At 70.6% G+C, this 16,227-nt stretch carries 17 protein-coding genes; 9 read left to right on the top strand and 8 right to left on the bottom strand.

What is annotated here, in order from left to right; translation table 11 throughout:
• The first annotated feature begins 1 nt into the window (after window position 1).
• Window positions 2-1,699 carry an AMP-binding protein gene (locus tag OED01_RS15885; protein WP_264156252.1) on the top strand — a complete coding sequence of 566 codons (1,698 nt, stop codon included), beginning with the start codon at window positions 2-4 and terminating at the stop codon, window positions 1,697-1,699.
• Between the two features lie 102 nt (window positions 1,700-1,801).
• Here the strand turns inward: OED01_RS15885 and OED01_RS15890 are convergent, their stop codons facing one another.
• A complete protein-coding gene (locus OED01_RS15890; RefSeq protein ID WP_264156253.1) occupies window positions 1,802-2,209 on the bottom strand; it encodes a hypothetical protein in 408 nt (135 codons plus the stop codon).
• A gap of 142 nt (window positions 2,210-2,351) precedes the next feature.
• Between OED01_RS15890 and OED01_RS15895 the strand changes: the two genes are divergently transcribed.
• The gene (locus OED01_RS15895; RefSeq protein WP_264156254.1) at window positions 2,352-3,152 is read left to right on the top strand and encodes an alpha/beta fold hydrolase; all 801 of its coding nucleotides are present in this window, start codon (window positions 2,352-2,354) and stop codon (window positions 3,150-3,152) included.
• On the opposite strand, the gene OED01_RS15900 is transcribed toward OED01_RS15895, so the two are convergent.
• The gene (locus OED01_RS15900) at window positions 3,091-4,596 is read right to left on the bottom strand and encodes an MATE family efflux transporter (protein WP_264156255.1); all 1,506 of its coding nucleotides are present in this window, start codon (window positions 4,594-4,596) and stop codon (window positions 3,091-3,093) included. The two genes, OED01_RS15895 and OED01_RS15900, sit on opposite strands and share 62 nt — an antisense overlap.
• A gap of 114 nt (window positions 4,597-4,710) precedes the next feature.
• Between OED01_RS15900 and OED01_RS15905 the strand changes: the two genes are divergently transcribed.
• Entirely contained in the window at window positions 4,711-5,760 is a 1,050-nt protein-coding gene (locus OED01_RS15905) for an NAD(P)-dependent alcohol dehydrogenase (protein WP_264156256.1), read from the top strand.
• A 158-nt stretch (window positions 5,761-5,918) separates the two neighbouring features.
• Here OED01_RS15905 and OED01_RS15910 read toward each other — a convergent pair whose 3' ends face one another.
• From OED01_RS15910 to OED01_RS15920, 3 genes are read right to left on the bottom strand one after another with little or no spacing between them, the layout of a single operon-like run.
• Window positions 5,919-7,271 carry a hypothetical protein gene (locus OED01_RS15910; RefSeq protein ID WP_264156257.1) on the bottom strand — a complete coding sequence of 451 codons (1,353 nt, stop codon included), beginning with the start codon at window positions 7,269-7,271 and terminating at the stop codon, window positions 5,919-5,921.
• Window positions 7,268-8,341: an NAD-dependent epimerase/dehydratase family protein gene (locus OED01_RS15915; RefSeq protein ID WP_264156258.1), complete on the bottom strand. Its 1,074-nt coding sequence runs from the start codon at window positions 8,339-8,341 to the stop codon at window positions 7,268-7,270. The genes OED01_RS15910 and OED01_RS15915 overlap by 4 nt, the downstream gene beginning before the upstream one ends.
• Complete coding sequence (locus OED01_RS15920) at window positions 8,338-9,198, bottom strand: MTAP family purine nucleoside phosphorylase (RefSeq protein WP_264156259.1); 861 nt, start codon at window positions 9,196-9,198, stop codon at window positions 8,338-8,340. Before OED01_RS15920 ends, OED01_RS15915 begins: the two co-directional genes overlap by 4 nt.
• 142 nt (window positions 9,199-9,340) lie before the next feature.
• Between OED01_RS15920 and OED01_RS15925 the strand changes: the two genes are divergently transcribed.
• The 3 genes from OED01_RS15925 to OED01_RS15935 are packed head-to-tail and all read left to right on the top strand — an operon-like array spanning window position 9,341 to window position 10,765.
• Window positions 9,341-9,913 (top strand): cytochrome b/b6 domain-containing protein, encoded by a 573-nt coding sequence (locus OED01_RS15925; protein WP_264156260.1) that lies wholly within the window; start codon window positions 9,341-9,343, stop codon window positions 9,911-9,913.
• Complete coding sequence (locus OED01_RS15930) at window positions 9,906-10,514, top strand: molybdopterin-dependent oxidoreductase (RefSeq protein ID WP_264156261.1); 609 nt, start codon at window positions 9,906-9,908, stop codon at window positions 10,512-10,514. The genes OED01_RS15925 and OED01_RS15930 overlap by 8 nt, the downstream gene beginning before the upstream one ends.
• Entirely contained in the window at window positions 10,514-10,765 is a 252-nt protein-coding gene (locus OED01_RS15935) for a hypothetical protein (protein WP_264156262.1), read from the top strand. The genes OED01_RS15930 and OED01_RS15935 overlap by 1 nt, the downstream gene beginning before the upstream one ends.
• 94 nt (window positions 10,766-10,859) lie before the next feature.
• Here OED01_RS15935 and OED01_RS15940 read toward each other — a convergent pair whose 3' ends face one another.
• Genes OED01_RS15940 through OED01_RS15950 form a run of 3 tightly spaced genes read right to left on the bottom strand, consistent with a single transcriptional unit; the run spans window position 10,860 to window position 12,867 of the window.
• The gene (locus tag OED01_RS15940; protein ID WP_264156263.1) at window positions 10,860-11,528 is read right to left on the bottom strand and encodes a methyltransferase domain-containing protein; all 669 of its coding nucleotides are present in this window, start codon (window positions 11,526-11,528) and stop codon (window positions 10,860-10,862) included.
• Window positions 11,525-12,208, bottom strand: a complete 684-nt coding sequence (locus tag OED01_RS15945) for a TIGR04282 family arsenosugar biosynthesis glycosyltransferase (RefSeq protein ID WP_264156264.1) — start codon at window positions 12,206-12,208, stop codon at window positions 11,525-11,527. The genes OED01_RS15940 and OED01_RS15945 overlap by 4 nt, the downstream gene beginning before the upstream one ends.
• Complete coding sequence (locus tag OED01_RS15950; protein WP_264156265.1) at window positions 12,205-12,867, bottom strand: glycosyltransferase family 2 protein; 663 nt, start codon at window positions 12,865-12,867, stop codon at window positions 12,205-12,207. The genes OED01_RS15945 and OED01_RS15950 overlap by 4 nt, the downstream gene beginning before the upstream one ends.
• A 112-nt stretch (window positions 12,868-12,979) precedes the next feature.
• On the opposite strand from OED01_RS15950, the gene OED01_RS15955 reads away from it, so the two are divergent.
• The 3 genes from OED01_RS15955 (at window position 12,980) to OED01_RS15965 (ending at window position 16,218) form a co-directional block, all read left to right on the top strand.
• Entirely contained in the window at window positions 12,980-13,702 is a 723-nt protein-coding gene (locus tag OED01_RS15955) for a response regulator transcription factor (RefSeq protein WP_264156266.1), read from the top strand.
• A gap of 1 nt (window position 13,703) precedes the next feature.
• A complete protein-coding gene (locus tag OED01_RS15960) occupies window positions 13,704-14,846 on the top strand; it encodes a sensor histidine kinase (protein WP_264156267.1) in 1,143 nt (380 codons plus the stop codon).
• Between the two features lie 184 nt (window positions 14,847-15,030).
• Window positions 15,031-16,218 (top strand): MFS transporter, encoded by a 1,188-nt coding sequence (locus tag OED01_RS15965; protein WP_264156268.1) that lies wholly within the window; start codon window positions 15,031-15,033, stop codon window positions 16,216-16,218.
• Window positions 16,219-16,227: the final 9 nt, after the last annotated feature.

Genomic DNA, 16,227 nt, shown 5'->3' on the forward strand with positions numbered 1-16,227 from the left:
CATGAGCCGTCCTGCCACCGCTGCCACGACCGCCATCCGCGAGATGCGCGACTTCCTCTTCGACCACGCCACCGACTACGACGGCGCGAGGAGCGGCTTCCGCTGGCCGCGGCTCGACGCGTTCAACTTCGCACTCGAATGGTTCGATGTCGTGGCCGGTGAGCACCCTGAGCGTCCGGCGGTGCAGATCGTCTCCGCCGACCTGAGCGTTCGCACGTGGAGCTACGGGGAGTTGTCCCGCCGCAGCGATCAGGTGGCGAATTGGCTTCTGAGTCTCGGCATCCGACGCAGCGATCACGTCATCGTTATGCTGAACAACTCGATCGAGTTGTGGGAGGTCATGCTCGCGATCACGAAGATCGGCGCGGTGTCCATCCCCACCTCGACACTGCTCTCGGCATCCGACCTGGCGTACCGCATCGAGCACGGCGAGGCCAGCGCAGTCGTGGCGCTCGGATCGCTCGCTGACCGTGTCGGCGGCGACATCCTGCGGATCGCGGTCGACGGGGCGCCCGCCGACTGGACCGACTTCGCCGAGTCGGCGAGCGCGCCGGAGGCCTTCGAACCGGATGGCCCCACCCCGGCATCCGACACGAGCCTGCTGTACTTCACGTCGGGCACGACCAGCCGTCCGAAGCTCGTGCAGCACACCCACGCGTCGTACCCCGTCGGGCACCTGTCGACGATGTGGTGGCTGGGCGTGCGACCGGAGGACGTGCACTTGAACATCTCCTCGCCGGGGTGGGCCAAGCACGCCTGGTCGAGCTTCTACTCGCCGTTCCTCGCCCAGGCGACCGTGTTCGTCTACAACTACGACCGCTTCGACGCGAACACTCTGATGCACGTCATGCAGACGCATCACGTCTCGACCTTCTGCGCTCCGCCGACGGTCTGGCGGATGCTGATCCAGGCCGACCTCGGTCGGCTCGCGCAGCCTCCACGTGAGCTCGTCGGCGCCGGCGAACCTCTGAATCCGGAGGTGATCGCGCGGGTGCGCGACGCCTGGGGCGGAACCATTCGCGACGGATTCGGGCAGACCGAGATGACCGCCTGCGTCGGCAACTCCCCCGGTCAGGTCGTGAAGGACGGCTCGATGGGTCGTCCGCTCCCTGGGTACCCGGTGGTCCTGCTGGACCCGGTCACCGGCCAGGTCACCGACGGCGAGGGCGAGATCGCGCTCGACCTGGCCGAGGCGCCGGTGGGCCTGATGGCCGGCTACTACCGGGATGCCGCGAAGACCGCCGAGTCCCGCGAGGGCGGGTTCCATCACACCGGCGACATCGCCACCCGCGATGCGGACGGGTATCTGACCTACATCGGCCGAGCGGACGACGTGTTCAAGGCATCCGACTACAAGATCTCTCCGTTCGAGCTCGAGTCGGTGCTGCTGGAGCACGAGCTCGTGATCGAGGCCGCCGTCGTGCCGAGCCCGGATCCGACGCGGCTGTCGGTTCCGAAGGCGTACGTGTGCCTTCGGCCGGATGCCGGGGACGAGTCGGCCGCGGCATCCGCGATCTACGCCTTCGCACGCGAGCGGCTGTCCGCGCACCTGTGGGTGCGGATCATCGAGTTCGTACCGGAGCTGCCGAAGACGATTTCAGGGAAGATCCGCCGCGTCGAGCTGCGCACCCGCGAGGCGCAGCGGGTCGCCGCCGGAGGGGACCGCACAGGGCAGCACCTGGACCGCGACTACCGCTGAGAGTTCACAACTCCTCAGATCCGCGCTGTCCAGCGGCGATGCCGGGCTGGAAACCGCGGAATCACCGCTCTCGCGGATCGAGCCGCCGCGATCGATGAGGAGTTATGAATGCGCCGCCGAAGCGCCGGCCTCGAACGCGGCGCGCGGAACCTCGAAAGCGGGCTGCCGAGGCGCCTCCGCCGTGACCGGCTTGGTCGGTGTGGCGGCCACTGCCTCCGTGATCGGCTTCGGCTCGCGCACCGGCCGACGGACCAGGATCGCCCGTACGATTCCGCCCGCTGTCAGCGCGACGACCAGCGCGGCGCCGGCCACGAGAGCGGGGATCCAATTGTGCGCGAACCCTGCCGCTGCGCTCAGCATCGCTCCGACGATCCACGCGGCGATCGCGCCGCCGACCACGCCCTCGGAACCGCGGGCCAGCGCGACCAGCGCGATCACCGCGCAGATCACGGCGATCACGGCTCCGGCCACCCCGATCGGTACGAACAATCCGGCCAATTCGTTTGCCACTGCTGACGATGTCACCATCGTGCACCCCCCGATGCGCTCTGTGTATCTCCAGAGTAGGCGAGTCGGAGCCGCCGCACATCCACCGGAAGGACTACCCTGCGTCATCCTCCGGTGTGATGCTGTGCGGGTGCAGGATGGGTTCATGGCCGTACCTCTTTCGGAACTGAATCGGATGCCGGACCCGCAGATGGTCTTCGTCGGCGAAGGCGTGCGCCTGGCGACCTACACCTGGGGGGATCCCGATGCGCCGGCGGTCGTCATCGTGCACGGGTTCGCCTCCAGCACGCGCGACAACTGGGTGCTGACCGGCTGGACACGGATGCTGGAGCGCGCCGGCTACTTCGTGCTCGGCGTCGACCAGCGCGGGCACGGCCTCAGCGACAAGCCGCACGAGCCGGAAGGCTACGACATCCGCGCCCTCGCCTCGGACATGGAGACCGTGCTCGACACCTACCTCGTCGAGGAGGCGTGCTACGTCGGCTACTCGCTCGGGGCCAGGGTCGGGTGGCAGGTCGCGGTCGACCTCCCGGCCCGCATCACCCGCGCAGTGCTCGGTGGCGTCCCGGAGGGCATCCCGCTGGCACGGCTCGATCTCGACCAGGTGCGCGCGTACATCTCGGACGGCACGCCCGTTGTGGATGCCGCGACGCAGAACTACATCGCGCTGACCGAGCGGGTGCCGGGCAACGACCTGAACGCGCTGCTCGCCCTCGCGGAGGGCATGCGCGCGTCCCGCACGATCGACCCGGATGAGTCGGATGCACCGCAGCAGCCGGTGCTGTTCGCGACCGGATCGCAGGACGCGATCATCGAGGGATCACGGAGCCTGGCATCCGCGGCCCCGCAGGGCCGTTTCCTCGAGATCCCGGACCGGCATCATTTCAACGCGCCCGGTTCCCGCGCCTTCCGCGAAGCAGCCCTCGCCTTCCTCGCGGAGCGTTGATCGCGCCGGGGAGCGGGATCGGCGAGGTCAGGACGGCGTCGACGACGAGCGAGCTGTTCGTCGGGCCGACGACCGGGATCGGCGTCGTCTCGGTGAACACGGTGGACGTGATCGGCATGCGTGCCAGGCGGCGGTGCTCGCGGACGTAGGCCGGGATGAGGATGACGACGGCGCCGATCCACGCCAGCGGATTGCTCCAAGCCACACCGACGAAGCCCCACAACGAACCCAGGACGACGGCGGCGACGACGCGCGCGACGAGCTCGATGACCCCGGTGACGGTTGGGATCATCGCGTGGCCGAGTCCCTGCAGGGCGCCACGGAGAACGAACAGCACGCCGAGGATGGCGTAGCAGGACGCGTTGATGATGAGCATCTGATGCGCGAGGTCGACGACCACGGGAGCGGTGTCGCCCACGAACACCCCGACGATGGCGGCGCCGGTGGTGATCAGGAGAACGCCGAGGAGGACGGACCCGATGACCGCGATCCACGTCGCCTGGACCACGCCGCGGCGGATGCGATCGGGGCGTCCGGCACCCACGTTCTGAGCGACGTACATGCTGGTGGCCAGTCCGAGCGAGGCCAGCAGCGCGGAGGCGAGGCTGTCGACGCGTGACCCGGCGGTCCATGCTGCGACCGCATCCGCGCCGAGTTCGTTCAGCGCGACCTGGACCGCGAGCGTGCCGATCGCGATGATCGAGGCCTGGAAGCCCATGGGCAGGCCGAGACGCAGGTGCTCCCAGATCTCGGTGCGGGTCACGCGCCAGTCATCGCGCTTGACGTGCAGCTCGTGCAGGCGGCGGCGCAGGTACTCCAGGCAGAGCGCGACCGAGATGGCCTGCGCCACGACGGTCGCGAGGGCCGCGCCGGCGACGCCCCAGCCGACGGGTCCGACCAGCAGGACGACGAGGCCGACGTTCAGCGCGCAGGCGAGCGTGAGGAACCACAGCGGCGTGCGAGAGTCGCCGATCGCGCGGATGATCGCGGCGAGATAGTTGAAGAACATCGTCGCCGCGGCACCCAGGAAGCTCACCTGAGCGAACACGACCGCATCGTCCATGAGCTCTGGCGGGGTCTGCATGGCCGCGAGCGCCGGCTCCGCGAGCAGCGGAGCGGCGATCGTGAGCACGATGCTCATCCCCCCGGTGAGGATCGTTCCGACCGCGACCGAGCGTCGGACGGCCCGGGCATCCCCGGCGCCGTAAGCCTGTGCGGTCGGGATCGCGAAACCGCTCGTGAGACCCCACGCGAAGCCGAGCAGCAGGAAGAGCAGGCTGCCGGTCGCGCCGACGGCGGCGAGCGCGTCGACGCCGAGCTGACGTCCGACGACGATGGTGTCGACGAACTGGTACAGCTGCTGGACGACGTTGCCGATCAGCAGCGGCACGGAGAAGGCGAGGATGACGCGCCAGGGCGCGCCGGTGGTGAGGGAAGGGGACACAGTCGCTCGACAGGCAGGAGGGGGCGGATCGGGGATGCACACGCAGAGGTGCGACCTCCGATTGTATCGAATCGATTCGAGCGCGTCGAGACCGGAAGGCGTATTCTCATCCTTATGCCAAGCACCGTCGCCGCGATCGTCGCGCCCTCCGCCACCGACCGTCTCACCGTCAGCACCATCGAGCGCCGCGATGTCGGGCCGCACGACGTGCTCATCGACATCCGCTGGGCGGGGATCTGCCACTCCGACATCCACACGATCAAGGGCGACTGGGGTCCGCAGCAGTACCCGCTGACGGTCGGGCACGAGATCGCGGGGGTCGTCGCGGAGGTCGGCTCCGAGGTGACGAAGCACCGGGTCGGTGACCGCGTCGGCGTCGGATGCCTGGTGAACTCGTGCGGGGAGTGCGCGAACTGCACGGCCGGTTCGGAGCAGTACTGCCTGAACGGCGCGATCGGCACCTACGGCGCGAAGGACGTCGACGGCACGATCACGCAGGGCGGCTACTCCACGAGCGTCGTCGTGACCGAGGACTTCGTCCTGCGCCTGCCCGAGGAGATCCCGTTCGAGAAGGCGGCGCCGCTGCTGTGCGCCGGTATCACGACCTACTCGCCGCTGCGGCACTGGAACGCCGGCCCCGGCACGCGCGTCGCTGTCGTCGGGCTCGGCGGGCTCGGCCACATGGCCGTCAAGCTCGCGCACGCCATGGGCGCGGAGGTGACGGTGCTCACCCGCACACTCGCGAAGAAGGACGACGCGATCGCGCTCGGCGCCGACCGTGCGTTCGCGACGAACGATCCGGAGACGTTCCGCGAGCTCCGCGGCGCCTTCGACCTCATCATCAACACGGTCTCGGCGCCGATCGACGTCGACGCGCATCTGAAGCTGCTCGCCCTCGACGGCACCCTCGTGAACGTCGGCGCACCGGCCGAGCCGCTCAGCCTGCACGTGGGGACGCTGATCGGCGGGCGGCGCTCGTTCGCCGGCTCCAACATCGGCGGAATCGCCGAGACGCAGGAGATGCTGGACTTCTGCGCCGAGCACGGCATCTCCCCCGAGGTCGAGATCGTCTCGGCATCCGAGGTCAACGAGGCCTGGGACCGCGTGCTCGCGTCGGACGTCCGGTATCGGTTCGTCATCGACGCCTCGACGATCGCCGGCTGAGCCCGGCGGGCGCGGGCGCGATTCAGGGCGAAGCCGCGCGATCTCCGGCATCCGCGTCGGAGGAGAACACCTGCACGGGAGGGCCGAATCGCCGGAATCGCTCCTCCCATCCGCGAGTTCTCCTCCCATCCGATCTCCCCCGCGACGGTCGCTGCTGTTCACCACCCGGTGTGCAGCAGCGACTGCACGACGATCGCGAACACGACCTGCACCGCGAGCATGACCTGGCGCGTCCGCCTTCCGAACAGCGCCAGGCCCAGCAGCGCCCACGGCACGAACGGCAGCCAGATCCGCTCGACCTCCGCACGGCTCATGTTCGACAGGTCCGCCAGCAGGATGCTCAGCCACGCCGCCGCCACGAGCAGCAGCACGACCCGCACGCCGTCGTCGCTCGGAGGCCCGGTACGACGACGCCGGATGCCGGCATCGGCTGCTCCCCCGAGCGATGCCGCGACCATGGGGCCCGCACTGATCGCGAACGCCGCGAGGTTGCCCCACATCCAGTACGTCGGCGGTCGTCGCGAGGCGACGCCGTCCCAGTACCGCTGCTGCAGCACGGGGAACGCCTCCCACCAGGCGAAGCCGCCGGCGGCGAACGCCAGGACGACCACGAGAGCCGCACCCGCCGCGATCGGCAGCGGCCACCATCGACGCGCCGCGAACAGGACGGCGAGGGCGAGCACGCCGAGCAGCGGCAGGCCGTACGACAGCATGACGCAGTAGCCCAGCAGTGCACCGGCGAGCAGAGACCACGCGATCATCGCGACCGGGCCCTCGCCGCGACGTGCTGAGGTGGCCGCACGGGCGAGCGCCCACAGCCCCCAGGCGGCGAACGCGGTGAACATGCCGTCGCCGGAAACCCCGATCCAGATGGCGGCGGGCGTGAAGACGAGGAACGGTGCGGCCCGGCGAGCGGATGCCTCGGCCCCCAGGGCGCGCAGTGCGCCCAGCACGGCGACGGGGATGGTCGCCCCCAGCACGATCACGACGAGGCCGGCGGCGAGTCCGCTGCCGAGCCCGACGCGCACGAGGACGTAGAAGAACAGCAGCGCCCCAGGCGGGTGCCCCGCGATGTGCACCGGCCAGTTGTCCTCGTGCGCGTACGGGATGCGCTCGACGTACTCGCGCAGGGTCGCCCCGAAATCGGTGACCTCACGCGCCGTGCCGAGGTACTCGTAGCGATGGTTCAGGATCGTCCCGATCCCGTCGAGACCGTCGACGAGCGCCAGCGAGAGCAGCCACACCAACGCCGCGCCGAACACGATCAACTGCAGCGGCACCCACCGCACGCGGGCGGCGAGCCTATGACCGAACAGCACCGCCAGCACGCCGACCGCCACAGCCACCGGCAGGCCAGGGCCGATCCTCGGCATCCATTCGGCGTGCAACGGGGGGAACGACTTGACCCGCACATTCCACCCGGTCAGTGCCGGTATCGCGATCGCGGCGGCGATCAGCAGGACCGCGACGGCCCCGCTCCACAGCGCCACCCGTGGCCGCACGACGCTCACGGCTGCTCGACCGCCGCTCGCAACGGATCCTGCGCGAACTGCGCGACACCCTCCTCGAATGCGACCTGCGGCCGCCAGCCGAGCTCGGCGCGGATGCGGGCGGAGGATGCCGTGATGTGCCGCACGTCGCCCGCGCGGAACCGCCCGCTGACGCGTGGAGCCGGACCGCCCATGGCCTCGGCGAGCGCACGGGCGAAGTCGCCGATCGTGCGGACGTCGCCGCTGGCGACGTTGAACGCCCTCGCCACCCCCGCGTCCACGGTCGCGGTCCACTCGAGCGCGGCGACGTTGGCCGCGGCGACGTCGGTCACGTGGACGAAGTCGCGACGCTGCTGCCCGTCCTCGAACACGTCCGGCGCCTCCCCGCGTTCCAGCGCGGAGCGGAACAGCGACGCGACCCCGGCGTAGGGTGTGCCCTGCGGCATCCACGGCCCGTAGACGTTGTGGTAGCGCAGCATCGCCGCGGCACCACCGGTGCTGCGGGCCCAGTCCCGCGCGAGCAGCTCCTGCTCGAACTTGGTCGCAGCGTACGTGTTGCGCGGGTCGCACGGCTGGTCTTCGTCGATCAGCTCCGGTTGCAGCAGGCGTCCGGTCTCGGGCGAGCGGGGGTCGAAGACGCCGGCTTCGAGGTCGGCGAGCCGCCGAGGCGGCGCCTGCAGCTGCCGGTCGCCGTCACGGTACAGGCCCTCCCCGTAGACGACCATCGAGGATGCCAGGACGAGGCGGCGGATGCCGGCATCGCGCATCGCCGTGAGCAGCATCGCGGTGCCGAGTGAGTTCGACGCCACGTAGTCCGGAGCGTCTCCGATGTCGACGCCCAGCCCCACCTTCGCGGCCTGGTGGCACACGGCGTCGACCCCGCGCAGCGCCGCGGCGAGGACGTCCGTGTCGCGGACGTCGCCCTGCACGAACTCGACGCCCGCCGGCAGCGGTCGACCCTCCGACGGGTCGTGCACGTCGGGGCGCATCGAATCGAGCACACGGACCGACCAGCCGTGCGCGAGCGCCTGCTCGACGACCGCGCCGCCGATGAAACCGCGCCCGCCGGTCACGAGCAGCGTGCGGCTCATCCGCTGTCCCCGTCCCGACGCAGCGGTTCGGCCGACAGGATGCTGCGGACGACGTCCTCAGACAGCAGGGGCGGCTCCGTGAAGCCCGCCGGGATCGCATCGACGATGGCGGCGATCGCACGGTTCAGGCGCGGCTCGGCTTCGGCCATCACCTGGAAGACGCGCTCCGCGGTGGCTGACCGGTCCTGGTCGCCTGCGCCGTGCTCGGTGTCGGTATCGGTGACGATCGCGAGGTTGACGTGCGCGAATCCGAGCTCGGCCGCGAGGGATGCCTCGGGGAGCTGGGTCATGTTGACGATGTTCGCGCCCATGAGACGGTGCCAGGCGGCCTCCGCACGCGTGGAGAACCTCGGCCCCTGGACCACGACGCTCGTCGCCTGCTCGCGCGGAGTCTCCCCCAGGGATCGCAGTGCGTTCGCGGCGATGCGGCGCAGCTCGCGACTGTACGGTTCGGCGAAGGGCAGATGCTGCACGCCTTCGACGATCTCACCACCGTCGAAATACGAATCGGCCCGACCCCACGTGCGGTCGATCAGCTGGTCCGTCAGGACGATGTCGCCGGGCCGCATGTCGGATTCGAGGCCGCCGACCGCGTTGGTCGAGACGAGGATCCGCGCACCGAGCGACGCGAGAGCCCAGAGCTGCGCCCGGGCGTTCACCCGGTTCGGCGGCACCCGGTGACCCGCCCCGTGCCGGGCGAGGAACGCCGTGCGCCGCCCAGCGAGCGACCCGACGACCGCACCGTGCACCGCGCCGTACGGGGTCGGAATCGGCGCGAGCGATCGTGCATCATCCACGGTGAGCCGCGCGAGCCCCGAACCGCCGATCACGGCGATCTCGACCTGTTCGTCATCCATGCCCTCAGCCTGGACCGCCCGGGCGCCGCGCGGCACCCCCATTCCTTACGCCTCCGTGACAGCTCGGCATCCCACTGCGGCGTCACCACCCTGTAAGACGATCGGGGCACGCAACGGCCGCGCCTCCGCGCAGACTGAGGCCATGACGGACCGCACCGCGCTGATCGACCGCCTGGACCGCGCCCTGCGGCCACGGGCCGCACGCGTGCAGAGCGCACTCGCCTCACCGGTGCGCAACGCCCGGATGACGGTCGTCGTCGGGCGGCTGCTGGCGATCGCCTTCCTGATCTGCTTCGCCACCGGGCTGTACAGCCACTTTCTGCAGAGCCCGGTGGGCTGGTTCGTCGCGCCGGCCCGACCCGAGTACCTGTACGCGTGGACGCAGGGCGCTCACGTGATCGTCGGCAGCATGCTGGTGCCTCTGCTGCTCGCCAAGCTGTGGGTGGTGTATCCGCGACTGTTCCAGTGGCCGCCCGTGTCCGGTCCCGTGAGCGTGCTCGAGCGCGCGTCGGTGGGCGTGCTGGTCGCCACGGCCCTGGTCCTTCCGATGACCGGCATCCTCAACGTCCTGCAGTGGTATCCGTGGGAGTTCTCGTTCCGGCGCACGCATTTCGCGCTGGCCTGGGCGCTGATGGGAGCGCTGCTGCTGCACATCGCGGTACAGCTGCCGAAGATCCGCCGCCACTGGCGAGAAGGAGGCGAGTCGGATGAGTGATCCGGATGCCGTGTCGCGACGGCGCTTCCTGATCGGGGTCGGCGCCGGATCCGCGGCGATGGGTGCGCTGGCGCTCACGCATGCGGTGCTGCCCGTCGGTCCGTTCAGCGTGACCGACGACCGGCGTCGGATCACCGCGGCGCAGGCGCTGCCCGTCAACCGCTCGGCGCGCGAGGCAGGTGTCACCGCGCTCGCCTCCGACCCGGAGTGGCGGCTCACCGTGATCAGCGGTGACCGCATGCGTGATCTCAGCCTCGCCGAACTCGATGCGCTTCCGCAGCGTCGCGAAGAGCTCCCGATCGCGTGCGTGGAGGGGTGGACGGTGACGGCCACCTGGCAGGGCGTGCGCCTCGCGGACCTCCTCGATCTCGTCGATGCCCCGCCGGAAGCCACCGTGCGCCTGCAGAGCATGCAGCAACGAGGGGCGTTCGCCGCCACGACGATGCCGCCGCAGTACACGCGCGACGCGAAGACGCTCGTTGCTCTGCACGTCAACGGCGAGCGCCTGGATCTGGACCACGGCTACCCGGCGCGCATCATCGCCCCCGGGCGCCCCGGGGTACTGCAGACCAAGTGGCTGACCTCGATCGAGGTGATCTGATGCGCGCCGCGCGGATCGTCCTCGGCGCTCTCGGCGTCTCAGCGCTGCTCTGGAGCGGGTGGCTCCTCGTGAGCACGCAAAGACCCGATCAACTGCTGAACCTCGCGCTGTGGCTGGCGGCCGCGGTGATCCTGCACGACTTCGTGATCGTCCCTGCGATCACGGTGATGAAGCGGTCGCGCCCCTCGCTCGTTGAGCGGCCATCCTCTCCCTCGCTCGTTGAGCGAGCGAAGCGAGACGAAACGGACTGACCGCCCCAGGGCGTCGACCGCGTTCCGACTCGGGCGGCTCCGCCGTCCTCGCTCGACGAACGGGGAAGGGCCGACGATCGGGGAAGGGCCCCCCTCACCGAACGAGGAGAGCGAACACCCGCTCGTCCTGCGACCAGGTCTCCTCGACCTGCAGCCCGGCATCCTGCGCACGCCGACGCAGCCCGTTCAGCCCGATCTCGTACCAGGGGAACGGCAGGCTCGCCCGCCCCTCGTGGTCGATCAGGGTCGCGCGGAAGCCGCGGTCTCGGCGCGGATCCGGGTGCGCCTCGACGCACACGAGACCACCCGGCCGGACGAGCTCGGCGCAGCGCGCCAGCAGCAGAGTCGGGTTCCCGCCGATGCCGACGTTCCCGTCCAGCAGGAGAGCGGTCCCCCACTCACCCTCGCGCGGCACCGGGTCGAACACCGATCGGTGCAGCACCGGCAGCCCCTGTGCGTGCGCATGCGCGACGGCGGCGGCCGCGACGTCGATGCCGAGGCTCAGATGACCCGCGACGATGGCGGCGCGCACCATGCGCCCCGGGCCGCACCCGATGTCGAGCACCGCCCCCTCCGCGCGCACCAGCACGGTGCGATCGGCATCGTCGGCCGCCGCGAGAAACCGCGCCAGCTCCACGGGTGCGCCGTGCACACCGTCGTGATCGACCATCCGCAGCACGCCCCCGCCGCTGCGCAACGCCGTCGCGTAGGGCGAGCCGCCTCCGGCGCCGAAGTGCGGCGCGGTCGTGACCGGAAGCGTCATGACGCACCTCCTCGACTCCCGAGCGCGGATGCCGTGGGCACGGTGTCACGGTGGCGCGCATCGAGCAATCGCAGAAGCGCACTCGACCCGTCGAGTTCGGCGGCGACGGTCCTCAGGCTCGTGAGGTCGTCGACGTCGGTGAGCAGCGGCAGATCGGCGACGCTCAGGCCGGCATCCACCAGCCGAGCCCGCTGCACGGCACCGGTGTCGTCCTGTGACATGGCGACCCCGCGCACGAGGTCTCCTCTCGGCTTCCCTCCGACGTGAGCTTCGCGCAGCCCCAGCAACCAGAACCCGCCGTCGGCGGCGGGGCCGAACCAGGCGTCGACGCCGAGCGGCCACCGGTGCGCCAGCGCGCCGAGCAGTTCGGGGTCGACCTGCGGCGTGTCCATGCCGATGAGCAGCACGGGTCCAGCGACGCGGTCGAGGACGTCGGCGATCCGATCATCGAGATCACCGGCGGCCTGCGGGACCTGATCGAACCCCTCGACCGGCGCGAGCTCTCCCTGCACGCACAGCACCCGGCCTGCGTCGACCTCGCGCACCGCCGCGATGGTGTCATCGAGCGCGGCCCGCGCGATCGACGCTGCGTCCTCGAGCGAGAACGGCGGATGCAACCGCGTCTTGACCCGACCGGGGACGCACTCTTTCGCCATGATGATGACCGTGACGTCGTTCATGCGTACCTCCGCAGCATCCGGAGCATGTCGCCGATGGCCTGAGCCGTCCCTACGACGGTGCCGGTGACCTTGGATCTGCCCACGCGGGGCCGGTAGTCGACGGGCACCTCGTGGATGCGCCATCCGGCGCGGCGTGCACGCAGCACGAGCTCCAGCGGATAGCCGCTGCGGCGGTCCCGGATGCCGAGTTGGAGAAGTCGCTCGCGGTTCGCCGCGCGCATCGGACCGAGGTCCCGGAGGTCGACATGCATCCGACGACGCACGAACCAGAGCAGCACCGCATTGGCGAATCGCGCGTGCAGCGGCCAGGCCGACGCGGCGACGCTGACGCGCCGACCCAGCACGAGATCCTGCTCGCCGCGACGAACCGGGTCGACGACGCGGTCGAGCTGGCGCATGTCGAACGAGCCGTCCGCGTCGCAGAACGCCACGATCGGGGCCGTCGCCGCCATGAGACCGGCGTGGACGGCCGACCCGTATCCACGCTGAGCGGCCGTCACGACCGTCGCCCCGAAGCGGGCGGCGATCTCTGGCGACCCGTCGGTGGAGCCGTTGTCCACCACGATCGCGCGATAGCCCGACGGCAGTTCGGCGAGCAATGACGGAAGCGCCCGTGCCTCATCGAGACAGGGCAGGATCACGTCGACGGAAGAACTCATACCCAGAATGTAGGAACCGCACGCGCGCTGCGCCGCCCCCAAACCCTTACGAACCGCGGACGAGCTGCCCTGACCACCCCCGTTCGCGCGGGCGCCGACCTACTCTGGGTCCATGACGTCGACCGCGCCCGCCGAACCCGCCGGGGACCTCGTCGACCGTCGCGTCCTGATCGTCGAGGACGACCCGATGGTCTGCGAAGTCGCGGCGACGTACCTCCGAACGGCCGGCTTCCTCGTCGACGTCGCGTCCGACGCCTTCTCCGGGCTGGATGCCGTCGCCACGACGCAACCGGATCTCGTCGTCCTGGACCGCATGCTGCCCGGTGTCGACGGGGTCGAGGTGTGCCGCCGCATCCGGGCGACGTCGCTGGTGCCCGTGATCATGCTGACCGCGCTCGGCGCACCCGAGGACCGGATCGACGGGCTCGAAGCCGGTGCGGACGACTACCTGACCAAGCCCTTCTCGCCGCGCGAGCTCGTGCTGCGCGTGCAATCGGTGCTGCGCCGCAGCCTCGCCGCGTTCGCGCCGGAGGCGCCGTTCGATCTCGGCGACTTCCACCTGGACCCTTCGGCTCGGATCGTGACGGCGTCCGGCACGCCGCTGGAGCTCTCGGCCCGCGAGTTCGACCTGTTCGCGTTCCTGCTGAAGCATCCGCGGCAGACCTTCGACCGCCAGACCCTGCTGCGGACGGTGTGGGGCTGGGAGTTCGGCGACCTCTCCACGGTGACGGTTACCATGCGCAGACTGCGCGAGAAGATCGAAGCCGACCCCGGACATCCGCAGATCCTCGTCACCGTCTGGGGCGTGGGGTACCGTCTCGACCTCGGAGGCTGACATGCCGTTGCCCGACTTCCTCACCATCGTCGGCATGGCGCTCGCGTGCGCGCTGGTCGTCGGCGCACTGGGTCTGCTCGCGCTGCGGCTCCTGCACCGACGCCCGCTCATCGCGCAACTGTTCGTCGTCGTTCTGACCTCGGTGCTGTCGCTGGCCGCCGGGGTGCTCGCGGTCGCGCTCGCGATGTACATCTCGGCGCACGACTTCCTCGTCGTCGTGACCGTGACGCTCGTCTCCGCCGTCGTCTCGGTCGGCGTCGCGCTGCTGCTGGGTCTGCGCATCGCCAGGGCCGGGGACGAACTGCGCCGCCTCACCCACGCCATGGGAGAAGGAGAGCTCGTCGACCAGCATCCGTCGGCGGCGCCGAGCGCCGAGTTCGAGGCGCTCGCCACCGAACTCGCCGAGACCAGCCACCGCCTCGCGCAGGCCCGCGAGGAGGTGCAGGCCATCGACGCCTCCCGCAGGGAGCTCGTCGCGTGGATCTCGCACGACCTGCGCTCCCCGCTGAGCGGGCTGCGGGCGATGACGGAGGCGCTCGAGGACGGCCTCGCCGACGACACCGCCCGGTTCCACCATCAGATGCGTCTGCAGGTCGATCGGCTGACCTCGCTCGTGGACAACCTTTTCGAACTGTCGAAGATCTCCTCCGGAACGCTCGTGCTCGCCCTCGAACCGCTCTCGCTGCACGACCTGGTCAGCGATGCGGCGGCGGAGCTGGCACCAGTGGCGCAGGCGAAGAGCATCGTTCTGGTGGAACGGACGAGCCCCGACCACACGCTCGTCGGAGATCCGCGCGAACTGTCACGCGTGGTGTCGAACCTGCTCATGAACGCGCTGGAGCACACGCCGACCGGCGGCGAGGTTCGGATCACCACGGCACAGGATGCCGACGGCGTGATGCTCTCGGTCCGCGACTCCGGCGCCGGCATCGCCGAGGAGGACCTCGACCGGATCTTCGACCCCGGCTGGCGCGGCACGCATGCCCGCACACCGGTCTCCGGCATCAGCGGTACCAGCGGCGCAGGCCTCGGACTCGCGATCGTGCGCGGGATCGTCGAGGCGCACCAGGGGCGCATCAGCGCGACGAACGAGCCGAACGGATGCCGCTTCGACGTGCGGCTGCCCTCAGCGGCGGCGAGCTGACAGCATCCGGAAGGCGGGCGTACGATCCGGAGGAGAACGCGCGATCGGGAGGTCCGCAACGCGGCAATCGGTCCTCCCGTTCGCGTGTTCTCCTCCGGTTACGGATGCGTCCGGGGAGGGGCGAGCGCCCTCCCGTACGGATGCATCCGGATGGGGTCGGACGCCGCCCCGCTACGCTGACCCGGTGACGAGTTCCCGCGGACGGCTGACCGTCGCGCCGCTGTACCTGGCCGGTTTCACGACCGCGTTCGGAGCGCACGGCGTCGCCAGCGTGCTGGGTGCGGAATCGGACGACATCGGGATGTCGCTGCTGACGTTCGGTGCTGTCCTCGCGCTGTACGACGTCGCCGAGGTGTTCCTCAAACCGGTCTTCGGCGTGCTCAGCGACCGGATCGGCGTGAAGCCGGTGATCCTCGGCGGTCTCGTCGCGTTCGCCGCGGCATCCGCCGTCGCGCTGTTCTTCGCCAGCCCTCTGGCACTCGCGCTCGTCCGGCTCGGGCAGGGCGCCGCGGCGTCGGCGTTCTCGCCCTCGTCGTCCGCGGCCGTCGCGCGGCTCGCGGGCGACGAGCTGCTCGGGCGGTACTTCGGCCGCTACGGCGCCTGGAAGAGCATGGGCTACATGCTCGGTCCGATCCTCGGCATCTGGCTCGCCTACGCGTTCGGGCTGCAAGCCGTCTACGGCGTGCTCGTGATCCTCGCGCTGGTCGCCGCGATCGCCGTCGCCGTCGGGGTGCCGCACCTGGCCCCGCTGCCGAAGAAGAGGGCGACCGTGCGAGACCTGGCAGCGCAACTCATCGACCGGTCGTTCCTCATCCCGACGCTGACGCTCGCCACGAGCACGGCGATCCTCGGTGTCGCCGTCGGCTTCCTGCCGCTGCTGGCGGTCCGGCTCGGACTCCACCCGCTGGTGGGCGCGGCGGCCGTCGCGTTGCTCGCGCTGGCCTCCGCCGTCGTGCAGCCGCTCACCGGCAACGCCCGCGATCGCGGCCGCCTGCACACGGGAAGCGGCACCGCAGCCGGGCTCGCCATCGCCGCCGTCGCGCTCGTCCTGCTGGCGCTGGCGCCGAACGTCATCACGCTGTTCGTCGCCGCGGTCGGCATCGGTCTCATGCTCGGCGTCGTCACCCCGCTCGCCTTCGCCCACCTCGCCGCTTCGACGCCGCCCGACCGGATGGGCCGCACGATGGGCAGCGCCGAGCTCGGCCGCGAACTGGGCGACGCGGCGGGTCCGCTGGTCGTGGGCGGCGTCGCCACGGTCGCCGGGGTTCCGTTCGGTCTCGGCATCCTCGCGGTGCTGACGGCGGGGATGGGTGCGACGGCCTGGCGGATGCTGAGGCACCCGTCGAGCGAGACGGCGACGCCCGCCCGCTAGAGTTGCAAC

The sequence above is a fragment of the Microbacterium sp. M28 genome, assembly GCF_025836995.1.
Classification (GTDB): Bacteria; Actinomycetota; Actinomycetes; order Actinomycetales; family Microbacteriaceae; genus Microbacterium.

What these genes read in the sequence shown, in the direction of transcription:
- OED01_RS15950 (WP_264156265.1), bottom strand. Translation starts at nt 12,867, where the DNA reads ATGAGTTCTTCCGTCGACGTGATCCTGCCCTGTCTCGATGAGGCACGG.
- OED01_RS15905 (WP_264156256.1), top strand. Translation starts at nt 4,711, where the DNA reads ATGCCAAGCACCGTCGCCGCGATCGTCGCGCCCTCCGCCACCGACCGT.
- OED01_RS15920 (WP_264156259.1), bottom strand. Translation starts at nt 9,198, where the DNA reads ATGGATGACGAACAGGTCGAGATCGCCGTGATCGGCGGTTCGGGGCTC.
- OED01_RS15925 (WP_264156260.1), top strand. Translation starts at nt 9,341, where the DNA reads ATGACGGACCGCACCGCGCTGATCGACCGCCTGGACCGCGCCCTGCGG.
- OED01_RS15885 (WP_264156252.1), top strand. Translation starts at nt 2, where the DNA reads ATGAGCCGTCCTGCCACCGCTGCCACGACCGCCATCCGCGAGATGCGC.
- OED01_RS15955 (WP_264156266.1), top strand. Translation starts at nt 12,980, where the DNA reads ATGACGTCGACCGCGCCCGCCGAACCCGCCGGGGACCTCGTCGACCGT.
- OED01_RS15940 (WP_264156263.1), bottom strand. Translation starts at nt 11,528, where the DNA reads ATGACGCTTCCGGTCACGACCGCGCCGCACTTCGGCGCCGGAGGCGGC.
- OED01_RS15895 (WP_264156254.1), top strand. Translation starts at nt 2,352, where the DNA reads ATGGCCGTACCTCTTTCGGAACTGAATCGGATGCCGGACCCGCAGATG.
- OED01_RS15915 (WP_264156258.1), bottom strand. Translation starts at nt 8,341, where the DNA reads ATGAGCCGCACGCTGCTCGTGACCGGCGGGCGCGGTTTCATCGGCGGC.
- OED01_RS15930 (WP_264156261.1), top strand. Translation starts at nt 9,906, where the DNA reads ATGAGTGATCCGGATGCCGTGTCGCGACGGCGCTTCCTGATCGGGGTC.
- OED01_RS15960 (WP_264156267.1), top strand. Translation starts at nt 13,704, where the DNA reads ATGCCGTTGCCCGACTTCCTCACCATCGTCGGCATGGCGCTCGCGTGC.
- OED01_RS15945 (WP_264156264.1), bottom strand. Translation starts at nt 12,208, where the DNA reads ATGAACGACGTCACGGTCATCATCATGGCGAAAGAGTGCGTCCCCGGT.
- OED01_RS15935 (WP_264156262.1), top strand. Translation starts at nt 10,514, where the DNA reads ATGCGCGCCGCGCGGATCGTCCTCGGCGCTCTCGGCGTCTCAGCGCTG.